A 15,847-nucleotide genomic window follows, 5' to 3' on the forward strand; every position below is an offset into this window, starting at 1 on the left:
GATGACAAACGTTGCAATTGTCACTGGTGGCAGTAAAGGTATTGGCAAAGCTATTGTTGAGCGTTTAGAGCGTGAAGACTACACAGTATATAACTTAGATATCACCCCGTCTGAGGGCAACTATCGCCACTGTGATGTTAGTGATGTTCAGCAGGTGAAGTCAGTTATCGCCGAAATTATTGCCGAGACGGGTCGCGTCGATGCCTTAATCTCTAATGCGGGTCGTCATTTAAGTGCCAGCATCGAAAATACCGATGAGGCAACGTTTGATGCCCTGTTTGCGCTCAATGTGAAAGGTGCCTATGCAGCAATTCAAGCTGTATTACCTAGCATGAAAAGCCTGCAAGGCGGCAGTATCGTATTGGTTGCCTCTGATCAGGCAATCATTGGCAAACCAAACTCGTTTGCTTATAACCTAACCAAGCACGCGCTAGCTTCAATGGCAAAAACGACAGCACTGGATTATGCCGCGTTTAACATTCGTGCTAATGCGGTTTGTCCGGGGACGATAGAAACACCACTGTTTCATAATGCGATTGATGCATATTGTCAGCGCAGTGGTGCCGATAAAGCAGAAATTGTTGCTGAAGAAGCCGCGCTGCAGCCGCTAGGCCGTTTAGGGCAACCAGAAGAAATTGCTGCTTTGGTGAATTTTTTAATAAGCCCAGAAGCAAGCTTTATTACTGGTAGCTTACAAAGCATTGATGGTGGATATACTACGCAATGAGCGACAAAATTATTGACCCCCATGTGCACTTTTTTAACCTCACTGAGGGTCAATACACTTGGCTACAAGGTAACAACCCCCCTGCTTGGCCAAATCTAGATAAAATAAAAAAGCAAATTACTGCTTCAGAGCTTAAAGCCGCTTGCCCATTTCAACTAGAAGCACTGGTGCATATTGAAGCTGGCTTTGATAACCAAGCGCCAGTGAATGAGCTTAATTGGCTTGCAACGCATTTAAATGACATTCCCTATCGCGCAATCAGCTACAGCGCGATTGACGCATCTAGCAAACGCTTTAAAGCGTCACTCAATGAGTTAAAGCACTCATCTTTGGTTGGTATTCGCGATATAACCGAAGGTGATGAAGCAAAGCGCTTATTAACTGCTCACTGCCAAGATAACCTAGCTATGCTCGCAAGCGAAAACTTACACTTTGAAGCACAGTTTGAAATTGAAAACATGCAGGTAACCGAGCAGCTTATTAAATATTGCATCGCACTGCCCTCATTACGTGTGGTAATTAATCATTTAGGCTTTATTAGTAATGAGCAAAGATGGCTCGAAGCAATCATTAAACTCAGCCGCTGCGATAATATCGCAATAAAGTTCTCAGGGTTAGAATTCACACAAATTGCCGTAAACAAACATCTTTGGCTGGTTAATAATTTAGTTAAGTACTTTGGTGAACATCGCGTTATGTTTGCCAGTAATTTCCCTGTTTGCCAAATAAATACCAGTTACACAAACTGCTGGCAGCACTATCACTCACTGTGCTCGCAGTCGAGTTTATGGCATAAACTAAGCTATAAAAACGCCCGCGAAATCTATCTAATTGCTTAAAAACTAGCTATATTCAGGTCAGTAAAGCTGTTTAGGTTGGTGTTATGTTTGTTCATTTTAAAAAGCCTTTAGCTGCTGTAGCAGTTACTTGTTCGCTCATTATCACAGGCTGTGGTGGTTCTGGTAACTCAGAGTCAGGGACTATCGATGCTGCTGATATCACATGGACTGAAGGTGTATTTGAGCCATCAAGTAAGTTTGACCAACAATGCCAAGCACTTAATGAAAAGCACTGGCTACGCGCTTGGAGTCACGAAACCTACCTTTGGTATGACGAAATTGTTGATCGCGACCCTGCATTGACTGATGGTGTTTTAAATTACTTTGCCTTATTAAAAACCCAAAACACCACTGATTCAGGTGCAAACAAAGATAACTTTCATGCCAGCTTGCCAACTGACGAGTGGCAAGCTCAGAGCCAATCGGGTCAGTCTTTTGGTTATGGCTTTAAACTTAAGTTAATCAGTGCCAGCGCCCCTCGCCAAGGGATTATCAGCTACACAGAACCTAACTCACCGGCTGCAAACCTCAACCTGAGCCGAGGCTTAGAAGTCATTGAAGTGGATGGCGTTGACTTTGTTAATGCCAGCACCCAAGCCGAGGTTGATGTATTAAATGCAGGCCTCTTTCCATCAGAGTCTGGCAAGGTGACCTCTTTTGTATTCAAAGACATTAATACCAGCGAAATTCGTGAAGTCACAATGACTGCACAAACTATTACAGGCCAAGCAGTTAGCAACATAAAGACCTTCGCTAATGGTGAAGTAGGCTACTTTCAGTTTAATCGCCATAATGCTGTAGCAGAAAAACCCTTATACGATGCCTTTAATGATTTAGCTGCAAGTAACGTTAAAGATTTAATTATTGATATGCGCTATAACCCAGGTGGATTCCTGCAAATGGCCAGCCAAGTTGCTTACATGGTAGCTGGCGAGAGCAACACCACAGGTAAAATCTTCGAGCGCACTATTTTTAATGATCAGCATCCAACGTTTAACCCAATCACTGGCGATCGCTTAGAGCCTGTTTATTTTACTGATGAGTTTTTAGGCTTTGCCGAAAACCCAGCTGTCAGTCCAGGAACCCCATTGCCTTCGTTGAACCTAGAACGTGTTTTTGTGCTGACAACGGGTAACACCTGCTCAGCAAGTGAGGCAGTGATTAATGGCCTACGCGGTGCTGATATCGAGGTAATTCAAATAGGCGAAACAACCTGTGGCAAACCCTATGGTTACTACCCAACTGATAACTGTGATACTACGTATTTCAGCATTCAGTTTACCGGTGTCAATAATAAGGAATTTGGTGAATATGCAGATGGCTTTGCACCACAAAACAGCAACGATAGCGAGTTTCAACCTGTAATGATCCCAGGCTGCGCTGTAGCTGACGACTTCACTCATCAATTAGGCGATGAAAGTGAAGCTATGCTAAGTACAGCGCTTAGCTATCGTGAGACTGGCCGCTGCCCTGCCGCCACTTCAACGATTAGTGAACAAGGGTTTGCACCGGCTATTTTTACAGACACACCGAAAGTGCTTGATACCCGTACTTCTACCTTGCTTCAGCAAAGTAAAATTTTAGAGCAGTAGGAACCTTAATGAGAGCCCAACTAACTAGTCTATTACTGTTATCGACACTGCTAGGCTGTAGTGCTCAAAGCCAAGAGCCAACACCGAAACTGCAGCATGCGCGGTTAACTGAGCCACAAAGTGAGCTAATAGCAAAAGGGATAGCAAGACTAATGCATAGCAAGCCTATCGCTGTAGCCGATGATGCGTTTATAAATAGCAGTATATTAGTGACTGATAGTATGAATGTACTGGATGCGCAAGGTAACCCGATAATGGGTAAACAGCTAGCTATGCCTGAGCGTTTTGAATTATTAATCAAAAATAAAATGTGTTTTGTGCGCCATTTAGATAGTAAAGCGACCGAGCCATTGCCTTTGGTAAAATGTAAACCGATAAACTAACCTAAACTAAAAAGCAGATATAAAAAAAGCCCTTACGGGCTTTTTTAGTCGGGGGACAATCAAATTGATTGTTATTATGATTAGAAGCGAGCTTCAAACCCTAAACGAACAGAGCGAGGAGCTTGCCATGTATACGCAGAACCATAATAAGAGTTAACTTCACCCTCATTTTGCTCATAATGCTCATTCGCAGATGTCATCTCTTGGCTATTAAGTACGTTAAATACGTTAATAGTTGCACGCATATCAATATCAGATACCGTGAAGTCATATGCAGCTGATAAATCTAAGTTAAACGTCCAAGGAGTACGACCCGCTGTACCACGAGTGTGCTGCTCATAGATTTTTTCGTCTTGTTGACATTCGCCATCACCATTAGTGTCTGGACACTCATTGGTATAGATGTAGAAAGTATCACCCCAGCCACCATTTAGGTTTGGATCTTTTGATGGATAACCTTGACCGAATAGGCTTTGTGGACGACCACTTTGTAGTGTTGCATTCCAACCAACAGTTAAGTTTTCAACTGGTTCCCAGCTACCGAAGAACTTAAATGTGTGACGACGATCGTTAGGTTGATAACCTTGTGAACCATCCATTACTGCTGGGAAGTCGAAGTCTTGCGTAATACCCGCATCAGCTTGACCGATATCAGACTTAACAGCACCTTCGAAGTTACCTACACTACGTGCCCAAGTATAACCGAATTGGTAACGGATAGTTTCCGCGCGGTAATCCAAGCTAAATTCAACTGACGTATACTCATTGTTTGCTTTCGGTAAGCCGATTGTTTCAGCTGAGTAAGTTGTTAGTGAGCCTGCATCTGGAACACCGTCATTATCAAAGCTTGAATCACCCCAATCAGTACCATTCCAGTAATAACCATCGCTGTACCAGCTTGATGTAGAGCCTGGATTGATCATGACGCAGTATGGGTATGCGTAACGGCCACAGTAATCATCAAGCGCAGTTGCAACTTCACGATATGTACCTTTTAAACCAACGGTGTATTCATCATTAAGTGCTTGTTGCACACCAATGATGTACTCATCTTTAGAAAATGGATCCGCTTCTTTTGCTTGGAAAATATCTTTTTCAGGGATAACAGGTACACCACTCACTTGTTGTGAGTTTGCTAAACCACCACTACCGATAGTATCAGCTAAAGGAGCAAGGCCTGTTGGTGCGCCTGTTGTTGGATCCACACCCGTATACGTATAAGCAGTCGTAATATCACTGACACCTGATGCCGCACGGAAAATCGTGTTATTAGCAACTGGTAAATAGTAACGACCATATGTACCGTACACTTTCGTATCACCCGTACCTGTTGGATCCCATGTGAAACCTAAGCGAGGAGCAATGTCTGTTTTAAAGCTTGTTAATAACTTGCCTGTCGTACCCCAGCTATCGAATTCGTCGATACGTAGGCCAACTTTAACAGCAAAATCATCAGTTACTTGCCAGTGATCTTCAAGATAGTAAGCGGTTAATTCTGACTCAAAGCTACCACCACCGTCAAAGATACGATCTTCAACATAATCAAGTGCAGCACCTGTGTTATTGGTTAGTGCACCATTATCAGCTTGCCAGCTACCATTATCTGCAAGCGTACGATAATCATAGCTATGACCACCAATTGGTTGGCTGATTCGCTCTGATTTACGCTCTTGATAATCGATACCAAAGCTAATTTCGTGTGCATCCCACACATACTCAACATCTAAGCGGTATTGTGTGTTGTCATCGTTATTTGCACCAAAACTACCACCAGCACCACAGCCAGTGATTGGGTTTGAAGTACCACGCGAGTCAGTTACACTTGGACAAACTAGATTTTCAGACTGAGTTTCATACTCAGTTTTGATATTACCAGCCATTGCTGTAACTACTAGGTCTTCTGTTAAGATACCTGTATAGCTTAAGCTTTGTGCTTTACCACCACGTTTTAGAAGTGCGCCATCAATACGATCACCAATCGCACCATTGTCATACTCAAAAACAGAGCGCTCAATATCACGACGGTTTGAGTAAGCAAAATAGCTCAAGCGATGGTTATCCGTAATATCCCAATCAAGCTTACCACCCCAGAAAAGGTTATCACCGCCTGATGCTGATTCTTTACGATATTGATCGTTTGGTGAGAATTCGTCACCTCCCCAAGTGTATGTAGACTCTGTATCACGAGGATTTACTAAGCCATAGAAGAATAAAGTATCTTCAATTAACGGACCACCCACTGCTAAAGTGACATCCGCGCTATTATCAGAAGCTACGCTTTCATCTCGGAAAATTTGCCCCGCGCCTTGGTTACCACGTGAAATAGAACCCTCTTCTTGAAGTGAGTCAGGAGAATATTGCACAACTGCAGAGAATTCCCATTCATTGGTACCACTTTTGGTTGTGGTGTTAATCGTACCACCCGTCGCACGGCCAAACTTCGCTGAGTAACCACCCGTTTTTACTTGGAATTGGTCATAAAATTCGAATGGCACTTCACCACAGCCTAGACCTTGACGTGTATTTGTTACTTCAAGACCATTGATATAACAAGCATTTTCCGCAACAGATGAACCACCAAATGACGCAGTGTTACCAAATGCACTATCACCTTTAACTGCACCAGGCGCTAATAATGCAACCGAAGTAAGATCACGACTGATAGGCATACGATCGATTTCAGCATCGGTAATAACCAAGCCTGAGTCAGCTGTCGATAAATCAATTGATGAAATACGTGCACCAACAACTTGAATAACTTCAGGGCCTGAGTTTGCAACACTTGCTAAATCAAAGTTTGCCTTTGAGTTAGCACCTAAAGAAACACGCACTTTGTCTTCAGCAACAACATTACCGTCTTTTAGAATCTGAATGTCATAGTTACCTGAAGGTAATGATGCAAAGCGGAACGTTCCATTTTCTGAAATATTTAAAGTACGTTCTAAACCTGTTGCTGGGTTTTTAACTTTTACAGTGTAAGAAGAGGTATTTGCCACATTCTGAACAGAACCAATTACGTCCGATGCAGATGCAGGAAGGGCTAAACCTAGCGATGCAGTAACTGCTATCGCTGTTATGCTTTTCCGAAACATAGATTTCATTTTTGTATCCCTGTTTAAATTATAATTATTTGCGCCTATAAAATAGGCACAATTACATTAGTAAAGTGAAACAAGAATGTAAATTAAAAAACACAAATATATTACAAAAAAACCATATTTATTATAATCAGGGGTTAAATGTAACTTTATGTAATTAAAGGGTTTTAACCTGTATAATTTCAGAAACATAAACAATACAGAGATGGGTTATATTAAAAACATCAAAATAAACCAAAACATTTAACATTAAAGCTAGCAAACTTAGATTCGGCATTCAGCTTAAACATGCCTATTATTTAATAAAAAAGCCTAATACATAAATATTAACAATTACATTTTTTCACAAAAAAGGCCCTAACGGGCCTTTATCAATATTCAACATTAAATTTTAACTCTGATATTGTGAATTAGTATTACTTAATCTCAACACGTTGAGAACGCATAACAACTTCATCATTTAATTCAATACCGATACCTGGCTCTTCAGATACTTGGAAGAAACCATTTTTAGGTTGTGGATCTTGAATACACAATTCACGGTTCCATTTTTTAATCGCATAGGTGTGATGTTCGTGAATTAAGAAGTTAGGAATCGCAGTTTCTAGGTGTAACGAAGCTGCGGTTGCTACTGGACCGCCACACACGTGAGCTTGAATACGCACATCAAAGATATCAGCATAATCACACACTTTTTTAGTTTCAGTGAAACCACCACACAGGCCTAAGTCTGGCTGTAGCACATCAATACTTTGATCTTCTAAGTATGGACGCACACCCCAGCGGTTATACAAACGTTCACCACCTGCAATTGGCACCGCTACTTTATCAGCAACTTTTGCATGTAATGAATGATTTAAGTAATTCACAGGCTCTTCGTAATACATACAATCGAACTCTTCAGCAATTTCACCAATTTGAATTGCTGATGTTGCGCCTGGTAAACTGTGACACTCAAAAATAATGTCAACTTCGTCACCGACTGCTTCACGAATAGCCTGCATACGCGCGCGATATAATTTCATTTCTGCACGAGAAATAATGTTAGTGCGATCGTAATAAGTATTGCCGTTCTTATCGTACTGGATTGGGTCAACTTTTACCGCATCATACCCTTCAGCCATCGCCTTAAGCGCTGCTTCTGCGTATTCTTCTGGGTGAACAAGCGCTTTAAATTCGCTGTCCCAGTCAAACTGTAATTGTGATGCATAAGTACGCAGCTTATCGTTAACTTTACCACCTAATAGCTGGTAAACAGGCAAGCCTAGTGCTTTACCTTTAATATCCCAAAGTGCAGTATCAATGGCGCTCATTGCTGCATATACAACAGGACCACCACCTAAACCCCAAAAGCTTTCGCGTAGCATTCGTGACCACAGTTTTTCTGTTTGAAATGGGTCATGACCAATTAAAAAGGCATCAGCCATTTCTTTGATCATTGCCGCAGCTGCGCTATGACCTAAATCATAAGCCAGACCCGCTTCACCCACACCGCTAATACCTTCATCGGTGTGAATACGCACAAAAACAGGTGTCCAAGCAGGTCTGTCTGGACAATGAATATCGAACACTTCGACGCGATTAACTTTCATGGTTACTCCTTACTGAGCAAAACTAGGATCAAGACGATAAGCTTTACGCAACATGGCTGGCCAAGCTAACTGGCCACCGGTGCTGCCGCTATGCACGACATTCGCTTGATTATAAATATTATCGATAATAGGTTGTGGTACTGGAATTGCCGTTTGACCACTGGCTTGAATAGCCAATTGAATTTCGCAGGCACGCTGCAAATCATAAAATCGCATAAAGGCATCTCCCACTGTTGGGCCAACAGTTAAGCCACCGTGGTTAACCAATAGCATGTGATTAGTAGTGCCTAAATCATCTTGCAAGCGCTTTTTCTCATCACTGTTTACCGCTAACCCTTCGTAGCCATGATAAGACAATGATGGCAATGAGAACATTGAGTATTGGCTAAGTGGTAACAGGCCTTTTTCTTGCGTTGCAACGGCGATGGTTTCTTTTGTGTGTAAATGAATAACACAGTGAGCGTCATCACGAACTTCATGAATGGCACTGTGAATAGTAAAACCAGCCGGATTAATTTTAAATGGCGTGTCATCAAGAATATTGCCGGCTAAATCGACCTTCACAAGATTAGATGCCGTCACTTCATCAAAACTAAGACCAAATGCATTAACTAAATAGTGATCTGTGCCCGGTAAACGTGCCGATAGGTGGGTATAAATTAAATCCCCCCATCTAAAGTGCTCAACTAAACGGTAACATGCTGCTAAATCAACACGAAGCTGCCATTCTTGTTCAGATACTTTATTTTTTAAATCGAGTTTTGGTAAGTCAAACATGGAAAACCTTGTATATGTGACACTGCACAAATAGATGTATAGAAGTCTAAATTACTATTAATAGATGATCAATAGGTGATACAAAAAGGCCACATCAATTGATGTGGCCTTTTCACGCTAAAATGGTGTTTATTTTACTTGTGATAAGTAATCAGCAATTGCAGCCATTTCTTCTTCAGATACGTTTGCAACCATTGCTTTCATCGCAGCAGCCATACCGTTGCTACGCGCACCTGACTTAATGTCTTTCATTTGTGCTAGTAAGTACTCTTTATTTTGACCATTTAATTTAGGGTACTGAGGCATGATAGGCGCTTTACCTTCTGCACCGTGGCAAGTTTGGCAAAGCTTAGCTGTGTATAGTGTTGCACCATCCGCAGCCATAGTGTTGAAAGATAGGCTTGCAGCCATTGCAATGCCAGCCCCACATAAAATTTTCGTGATCTTGCTCATTTGTATCTTCTCTTTTTTGACGGGTTATTAAACATTTTCTTTAGTGTAGACCATGATTTAACAATATTGCACCCGAAAATTGTAACGGCAATAGAAACAGTCACTACCAAATTAAATCATCAGGTACTTCAAAATCAGCATACGGATCATCTTCATCCTTTTGCTTATCTTCAGGCTCAACATGGAACACTATGTAGTCTTCGCTGACTTCAGCGACTTTTCGTGCTGGTTCGTCTTCCAGTACAAAAAATTGGCCTTCTAAAACACAAATTGCTAAACGGCCACCAGCTAGGGCCTTTTGTGTTTTTTCGTTTACTTCGAGCTCTTTCACTTTATTTTCATAAGTGAAGTTAAATGTACGATCACCACGGATCTCATCTTGATTGTGATGCTCTAAAATCTGTTTAACGCGAGCCACTTGCTCACGTTGCTTTTGCTCTTCTAAACGCGCTTTATTAAGCTCGTCGGCTTTTTTCTGTTGCTCAAGCTTAGTCTGCTCAATATGCTTTTGCAGATCGCTAGGATTACTCGTGGCGCCTTTCTTTTTCTTCTTTTGCTGTTTGCGCTTTTCAGATTTGGCTACTTTAGCTTTATGTGCCGTAGTAAGACCAGCCTTAAGTAATTGATCTTGTAATGAACCCATGACGAAATTCCAATTTATTAATGCGTATTAGGGTTATTTTAATCAGCTCTGCCAACAAATAACAGTACTGAGCCCACTTGATTAACAGCAATCGAGTATATTGATGTGAGATTAACACGCGATGAAATCATGACATATTGATTTAACGCAAGATTTATCATTTTAGTCGCCTTTGAACTTGTAAAAAAACCTGTACCCGATAAGCTAGGGCTTTTCCTCTTGGGAGCTAAAAATGCAGCTGCGACATTTGTTACTTTGCTCTGTGTTTATTTTCTTTGTTTTATACGCCCCACAACCCTTACTTGGATTATTTGCCAGTCATTTTTCTGTATCGCCAGCCACTGCTGGTAGCTTAATGACCGCAACTATGTTGCCACTAGCAATTGCTCCTTTAGTGTATGGCTTGTTTTTAGCTAAGCGAAACCCACTCACAATTCTAAAAATTGCAATGTTTGTGTTAGCAATCAGCTGTATCGCTTTTACTTTAGCACCAAGCTTTGAGTTGCTATTACTGGTTCGTTTTATACAAGGGATCACCCTACCTGCGGCTCTCACCGCTATGACCAGTTATATCGGTGTGACTTTTCAGGCTGACCAATTACAACGTAATATGACGCTTTACATTGGCAGTACCATTGTTGGTGGCTACTTCGGACGTATGCTCGCTGCCTTGTTCACCGACTTTTTGAGCTGGCAAAGTTTTTACTATGTGATAGCACTAGGGTTAGTACTGTTTGCGCTCGCCATTCCTAAATCAAGTAAAGGCGCGAGTATTCATGCTGCAAAGTCGCCGCTGTTGTATCTAAAGCAATTAAAAGATCCGTTGGTATTAAAGCTCTACGGAGCGGTGTTTTGTATGTTCTTTTGTTTTGCGGCACTGTTAAATTATTTACCTTTCATTCTGCAAGACAGTTTTGCTATCACTAACACCCGAGACATCGGACTGGTTTACAGCGGTTATTTGCTTGGTGCACTAGCTTCTATAGCCACACCTTGGCTGTTACGAAAGTCATCAACACCTTGGCGTTTACTAACCTGGGTTTTTGTATTTTATAGCCTGACGATGGTGCTATTGATGAGCCAACAGTTATTACTTTTTGTTATTGCTTTTACTGGCTTTTGTGGCGCAATGTTTGTGATCCACTCAAGTGCCGCTCCACTGGTAAATAAAATCAGCAGTGCACCTGCAAGTGTCACCAATGGCGGTTATGTATCGTTTTATTATAGCGGTGGGGCATTAGGTTCGTTATTGCCTGGGCTGGTATATCAGCAACACGGCCAAGTTGCCTTTATGACCGTGCTACTTTTAGTCTGCTTAGTAGGTTTAAGCTTAGTTTATTTGGCAGGTAGAAATACGATACGCGGTTGATGCCCGGTACTTTCAAAAAACAGCTCTAAGTCACCTTTTTTCATCAGCCAAGTGGCGGTATTTTCAAAAGGGTGACAATGAAAAAGCTCGTTAAACCAAATTTCTTGGTCTAGCCAAAGAGTGACATTATTTTGCTTATCGTTTAACAGTGCCAACATAGAAACACAGCCCGGTGGCACTTTAAGATAACGCGCTAATCGCTCATCAGATGCAAACCCTAAACGCGATAACCCCTGCTGCTGAGCAATGGCTTTTAAGTCGAGTTGTTTGTCGTGAGCGGTGATCACTAAAAAGTGGCGCTTACCTTCGTTATCTCGTAAAAACAGGTTTTTTAAACGTGTGCCCGGTCTATCGAGCATAAACTTATCGGCATCTAAGCTGCCGTGTAATGGTGGATGCTCAATCACATCATAATTAATATCTAATTGAGCTAGCGTAGCAGCTAACTTGCTTTTATCTGCATACATTTACAAACAACGTCCTCGTAATTGCACACTTAAATCACGCCATAATACTTCGTCAATAACGTGTTTATCGTCGCAGTATTGTCGTTCTTTAAGCTCTTCATTTAATAATTCAACCGCTTGGTCTTCGAGCATAAGTTTTAAGTTGCTCGACTCTTCAAATACTTCTTGCTCGGCAAAATCTTTAAACTGCCGGCGTGTCATTGGCTTATCAAGATTAATCGGGCGTCTGCCCTGTGCTTTAACTGACACTACATAGGCAAAGATTTTATTGCCTTGCTCATCATTTTTTTCGTAAAACTGCTTATTATTGATTTCAAAAGGAGGCGCTTCTTGTTGGCTTGCGCAACCGGCAAGTAAAACAACCAAAAGCCATGCTATTTTTTTCATTATTGGATAAGCCTTGAACAGTGAATGCGCTTTAGTCTACCAAAAATAAAACAACAGAGTAAAAAATCTAACATTTTAAAAAAAATACTTGACCACAAATGCAAAAATATTTAAAGTTCACCCCGCTTGAGACGCAAGACTTAAGCATCCTGTTTTTAGGAATGTGGGGCTATAGCTCAGCTGGGAGAGCGCCTGCCTTGCACGCAGGAGGTCAGCAGTTCGATCCTGCTTAGCTCCACCACTTTCCTACCTCTCTTTAGGCAATCTGCCAAATTTTTAATAAAAACCAATAAATTCTAAATTAAAGCGACTTTATTAGTCTTTCTACCGTCTTCGTTTTATTTTAAACACAAAAAAAACCGAGCAAAGCCCGGCTTTTTAAGCAATTACTTTTTAGTGATTATTCACGAATTTGGCCTTCGCCATTCACTAAGTATTTTTCAGTTGTAAGTGACTCTAGACCCATTGGACCATAAGCATGTAGCTTAGTTGTCGCGATACCAATCTCAGCACCTAAACCTAACTGTGAACCATCAGAAAAACGCGATGACGCATTAACCATTACCACAGATGCATCCACACTGCGTTGGAATAACTCAGCTGCAGCTTGGTCTTTAGTACAAATCACTTCAGTGTGGTTTGAACCAAATTTAGCAATATGATCAATGGCACCAGCAAAGTCAGGCACAACCTTAATTGCGATTTCTAAATCTAAGTACTCTTCACCAAACTCGTCGTCAGCAAGTACTGTTGCATTATCAAAGTACTCGGCAGCTTTCGCATCTGCATTTACTTTTACGCCTTCTTGACGAAGAACAACTGCACACAGGTTTAAAAACTCATCAGCGATATCTTGGTGAACCACTAAGCCTTCTAGGGCATTACACACACCAGTTCGCTGAGTTTTACCATTTAATAGTAAATTGATTGCAACGTTTAAATCAGCGTCTTTATCTACATAAAGGTGGCATACACCTTTAAAGTGCTGAATCACTGGAATAGTGCTGTTTTCTGTTACAAAATTAATTAAACCTTCACCACCACGCGGAATGATTAAATCAATTGTTTCACGCTGTTGCATCAGCTCCATGAGTAGACCACGGTCTGGATCTGGGATCACTGAAATCAACGCAGCAGGTAAACCATGCTTTTCAAGTACTTTATGCATTACACTTGCGATTGCTTGCGAGCTACGTAGTGCTTCTTTACCACCACGTAAAATAACACCATTACCCGATTTAAAGCATAACGCACCGGCATCAGCCGTCACATTTGGACGTGCTTCATAAATCATACACACAACACCAAGTGGTACGCGCATCTTGCTGATCTTAATACCATTTGGACGCTCTGAAATTTCACGTAATTGACCTACAGGATCATCAAGGCTAACAATTACTTCGATACCTTCGGCCATTGCTTCAATACGCTCATCGTTAAGCGTTAAACGGTCAATCATCGATGCTGCAAGGTTGTTATCACGTGCTGCCGCTAAATCGCTTTCGTTCTCTTTGATGATAAAGGCTTTGCTTTCGCGTAGCGCCTCTGCCATCTCAGTTAACACTTGATTCTTAGTAGCAGTATCAAGTAAAGCTAACTGGGTTGCAGCTTTTGCAGCTTGACTCGAAATATCCGTAATTAAACTCATGACTTCTCCAATAATGCGATATCTTTCTCTGAAACAACTGGGCCGATTGAATCTTGCATTTTTTCGCTAAATTCACTTTGCTCGTTGTCAGCAATAAAATTCAATAAACAGCTACTATAATTCGCTGTTGCTTTTGCCAGGCGCGTACCATCATCACTACGAACTAAAATGGTATCGCCTACGCCAAATTCTCCGTGTACTGCAACGATTTCATCGCTACGAATACAACCGTCTTCATCTTTTAATGATTCATCAAATGAACCTTCAACGACAACCTCACCTTGCTCATTTGCTGTGTGAGTCATCCAATGCACTGCTTCTTGCATTGGTTTTTCATATGGTGTGAAGATAGTACCTGGGTTGTCACCCGCAAGCAGTCGGTTAAATGTCTCTTCTTTAAAACCATTTAAAATAAAGGTTGTAATACCATGTGAAGTGGCTTTTTCAGCCGCTTCGATTTTCGTTTTCATACCACCTGTACCAACGGCACTGGTTGCACAACCGGCCATGGCGTAAATTGATTCATCGATGCTATCAATTTCAGGCAATAGAACTGCATCTTCATGCAAATTCGGGTTTTTGTCATATAGACCATCAACATCCGAAAAAATCATCAATGCATCGGCATCCGCAGCTGCGGCTACCATTGCCGACAAGTTATCATTGTCGCCAACTTTTAAATCGTCGGTTGTTACCGTGTCATTCTCATTAATGATAGGTAATACACCATGCTCAAGTAAGGTGAAAACGGTTTCACGGATACTTGTGTAACGCTCACGGTCACGTAAGTCACCATGAGTTAATAAAATCTGTGCTGATGGGAAATCAAAGAAGCGATCCCACATCGCCATCATTTCTGTCTGACCGGCAGCAGCCATTGCTTTTTTCATCGTCACTGAACGCTTTTCTTGTTCAGGGAATAAATGCGAACCAGCAGCTACCGAACCCGATGATACTAAAATAACTTCGATACCTTGCGCTCGACAGCGAACGATGAACTGTGCAATGGTCAGTAAATAACGAGAGCGACACCCGTCTTGTTCGGGTGCGATTAATGCGCTACCTACTTTTAGTACTATACGTCGCCAATTTAACTTTTGCATAACTGTTCAACTTTCCATTTTACTATCTGTTCAGTGCCAATTTGCCACTGATTAAAAGACTCGCGCTTAGCTTTACTAAACGCACTGACTATTATCACTTTGCCAAACTACTTATCTATGCACACGACTACGCCACGCAAGTACTGCGATTAGATATAGCACAACTTTTATTCAGTCAGTAGACCAAACGGTTATAAACCATAAGTTGATAAAAAAAGATAAGTGTTGTTTATGTATCGCTGTAAAAAGCTGTGTGCGGCTTTTATTAATAACAACATACATAGAGCCTATACAATCTGGTACACCAACAGATAGGGTGTAGATTGTATGACCGAGATTTAGCTGCCACGATGGGAGCTAAACATTGACCAGATAATGAACTTATATTCTATTCAACACGTAATAAATATGTACTGAACAACTTAGAGCTCATTTCTATTTAATTAGAAAACAAAGTGTATAAAACACTAATAATGTCGCAAACAAGTATCTTTTCAGAAAGCTAAGCTATAAAGAGTGTCTCTAAAGCTAATAACTATTTAGATATCAAATTGTTTGAACACGAATTATAATACGGGAAATCAGGGGCAAAGATCAAGTGCAAAAAGTAGTCATAACTTTTATACTTACCATAAACATAGAAAATATACATTTATTAACAGTACCTTAGGCGCGCATTTTTATTGTGTAATAATTTTTAACGAGCCTAGCAGGGTTTAATTTCATAAACACACCCAAAAAGTATTAATAACGACTAAAATCGTATTTG

General features: G+C 41.1%; 14 protein-coding genes and 1 tRNA gene. 6 read left to right on the top strand and 9 right to left on the bottom strand.

All coding sequences use genetic code 11. The features are described from left to right. Position 1: 1 nt before the first annotated feature. The 4 genes from VRK28_RS15105 to VRK28_RS15120 are packed head-to-tail and all read left to right on the top strand — an operon-like array spanning position 2 to position 3,541. Positions 2–727, top strand: coding sequence for an SDR family NAD(P)-dependent oxidoreductase (locus tag VRK28_RS15105; protein ID WP_062566629.1), 726 nt, complete (start codon positions 2–4; stop codon positions 725–727). Beyond that, entirely contained in the window at positions 724–1,566 is an 843-nt protein-coding gene (locus VRK28_RS15110; protein WP_062566630.1) for an amidohydrolase family protein, read from the top strand. Before VRK28_RS15105 ends, VRK28_RS15110 begins: the two co-directional genes overlap by 4 nt. Positions 1,567–1,610: 44 nt before the next feature. Next, the gene (locus tag VRK28_RS15115) at positions 1,611–3,158 is read left to right on the top strand and encodes a S41 family peptidase (RefSeq protein ID WP_062566631.1); all 1,548 of its coding nucleotides are present in this window, start codon (positions 1,611–1,613) and stop codon (positions 3,156–3,158) included. Positions 3,159–3,166: 8 nt separating this feature from the next. Next, positions 3,167–3,541, top strand: a complete 375-nt coding sequence (locus tag VRK28_RS15120) for a hypothetical protein (protein ID WP_062566632.1) — start codon at positions 3,167–3,169, stop codon at positions 3,539–3,541. Between the two features lie 80 nt (positions 3,542–3,621). Here VRK28_RS15120 and VRK28_RS15125 read toward each other — a convergent pair whose 3' ends face one another. From VRK28_RS15125 to VRK28_RS15145, 5 genes are all read right to left on the bottom strand, one after another. Next, complete coding sequence (locus tag VRK28_RS15125) at positions 3,622–6,642, bottom strand: TonB-dependent receptor (RefSeq protein ID WP_062566633.1); 3,021 nt, start codon at positions 6,640–6,642, stop codon at positions 3,622–3,624. A 413-nt stretch (positions 6,643–7,055) separates the two neighbouring features. Beyond that, positions 7,056–8,231: a mandelate racemase/muconate lactonizing enzyme family protein gene (locus VRK28_RS15130; protein ID WP_054552450.1), complete on the bottom strand. Its 1,176-nt coding sequence runs from the start codon at positions 8,229–8,231 to the stop codon at positions 7,056–7,058. 9 nt (positions 8,232–8,240) lie between these two features. Further along, positions 8,241–9,008 carry a class II aldolase/adducin family protein gene (locus VRK28_RS15135; protein WP_054552449.1) on the bottom strand — a complete coding sequence of 256 codons (768 nt, stop codon included), beginning with the start codon at positions 9,006–9,008 and terminating at the stop codon, positions 8,241–8,243. A 129-nt stretch (positions 9,009–9,137) separates the two neighbouring features. Then, complete coding sequence (locus VRK28_RS15140) at positions 9,138–9,461, bottom strand: c-type cytochrome (RefSeq protein ID WP_054552448.1); 324 nt, start codon at positions 9,459–9,461, stop codon at positions 9,138–9,140. A gap of 103 nt (positions 9,462–9,564) precedes the next feature. After that, positions 9,565–10,104, bottom strand: coding sequence for a DUF2058 domain-containing protein (locus tag VRK28_RS15145; protein ID WP_063529912.1), 540 nt, complete (start codon positions 10,102–10,104; stop codon positions 9,565–9,567). 232 nt (positions 10,105–10,336) lie between these two features. Between VRK28_RS15145 and VRK28_RS15150 the strand changes: the two genes are divergently transcribed. Beyond that, a complete protein-coding gene (locus VRK28_RS15150) occupies positions 10,337–11,473 on the top strand; it encodes an MFS transporter (RefSeq protein WP_062566635.1) in 1,137 nt (378 codons plus the stop codon). Here VRK28_RS15150 and VRK28_RS15155 read toward each other — a convergent pair. Both VRK28_RS15155 and VRK28_RS15160 read right to left on the bottom strand, forming a co-directional pair. Continuing rightward, positions 11,440–11,940, bottom strand: coding sequence for a prolyl-tRNA synthetase associated domain-containing protein (locus VRK28_RS15155; protein WP_062566636.1), 501 nt, complete (start codon positions 11,938–11,940; stop codon positions 11,440–11,442). The genes VRK28_RS15150 and VRK28_RS15155 overlap by 34 nt on opposite strands. Beyond that, positions 11,941–12,327, bottom strand: a complete 387-nt coding sequence (locus tag VRK28_RS15160) for a hypothetical protein (RefSeq protein WP_054563498.1) — start codon at positions 12,325–12,327, stop codon at positions 11,941–11,943. Positions 12,328–12,492: 165 nt separating this feature from the next. On the opposite strand from VRK28_RS15160, the gene VRK28_RS15165 reads away from it, so the two are divergent. Beyond that, a tRNA-Ala gene (locus VRK28_RS15165) sits at positions 12,493–12,568 on the top strand. A 159-nt stretch (positions 12,569–12,727) separates the two neighbouring features. Here VRK28_RS15165 and VRK28_RS15170 read toward each other — a convergent pair. Beyond that, positions 12,728–13,975: a glutamate-5-semialdehyde dehydrogenase gene (locus tag VRK28_RS15170; RefSeq protein ID WP_058583963.1), complete on the bottom strand. Its 1,248-nt coding sequence runs from the start codon at positions 13,973–13,975 to the stop codon at positions 12,728–12,730. Further along, positions 13,972–15,078, bottom strand: coding sequence for a glutamate 5-kinase (gene proB / locus VRK28_RS15175; RefSeq protein WP_054552442.1), 1,107 nt, complete (start codon positions 15,076–15,078; stop codon positions 13,972–13,974). The genes VRK28_RS15170 and proB overlap by 4 nt, the downstream gene beginning before the upstream one ends. Positions 15,079–15,847 lie beyond the last annotated feature (769 nt).

Origin of the sequence: Pseudoalteromonas sp. P80D2 (assembly GCF_036680945.1) — a bacterium.
GTDB classification, from domain to species: Bacteria; Pseudomonadota; Gammaproteobacteria; order Enterobacterales; family Alteromonadaceae; genus Pseudoalteromonas; species Pseudoalteromonas shioyasakiensis.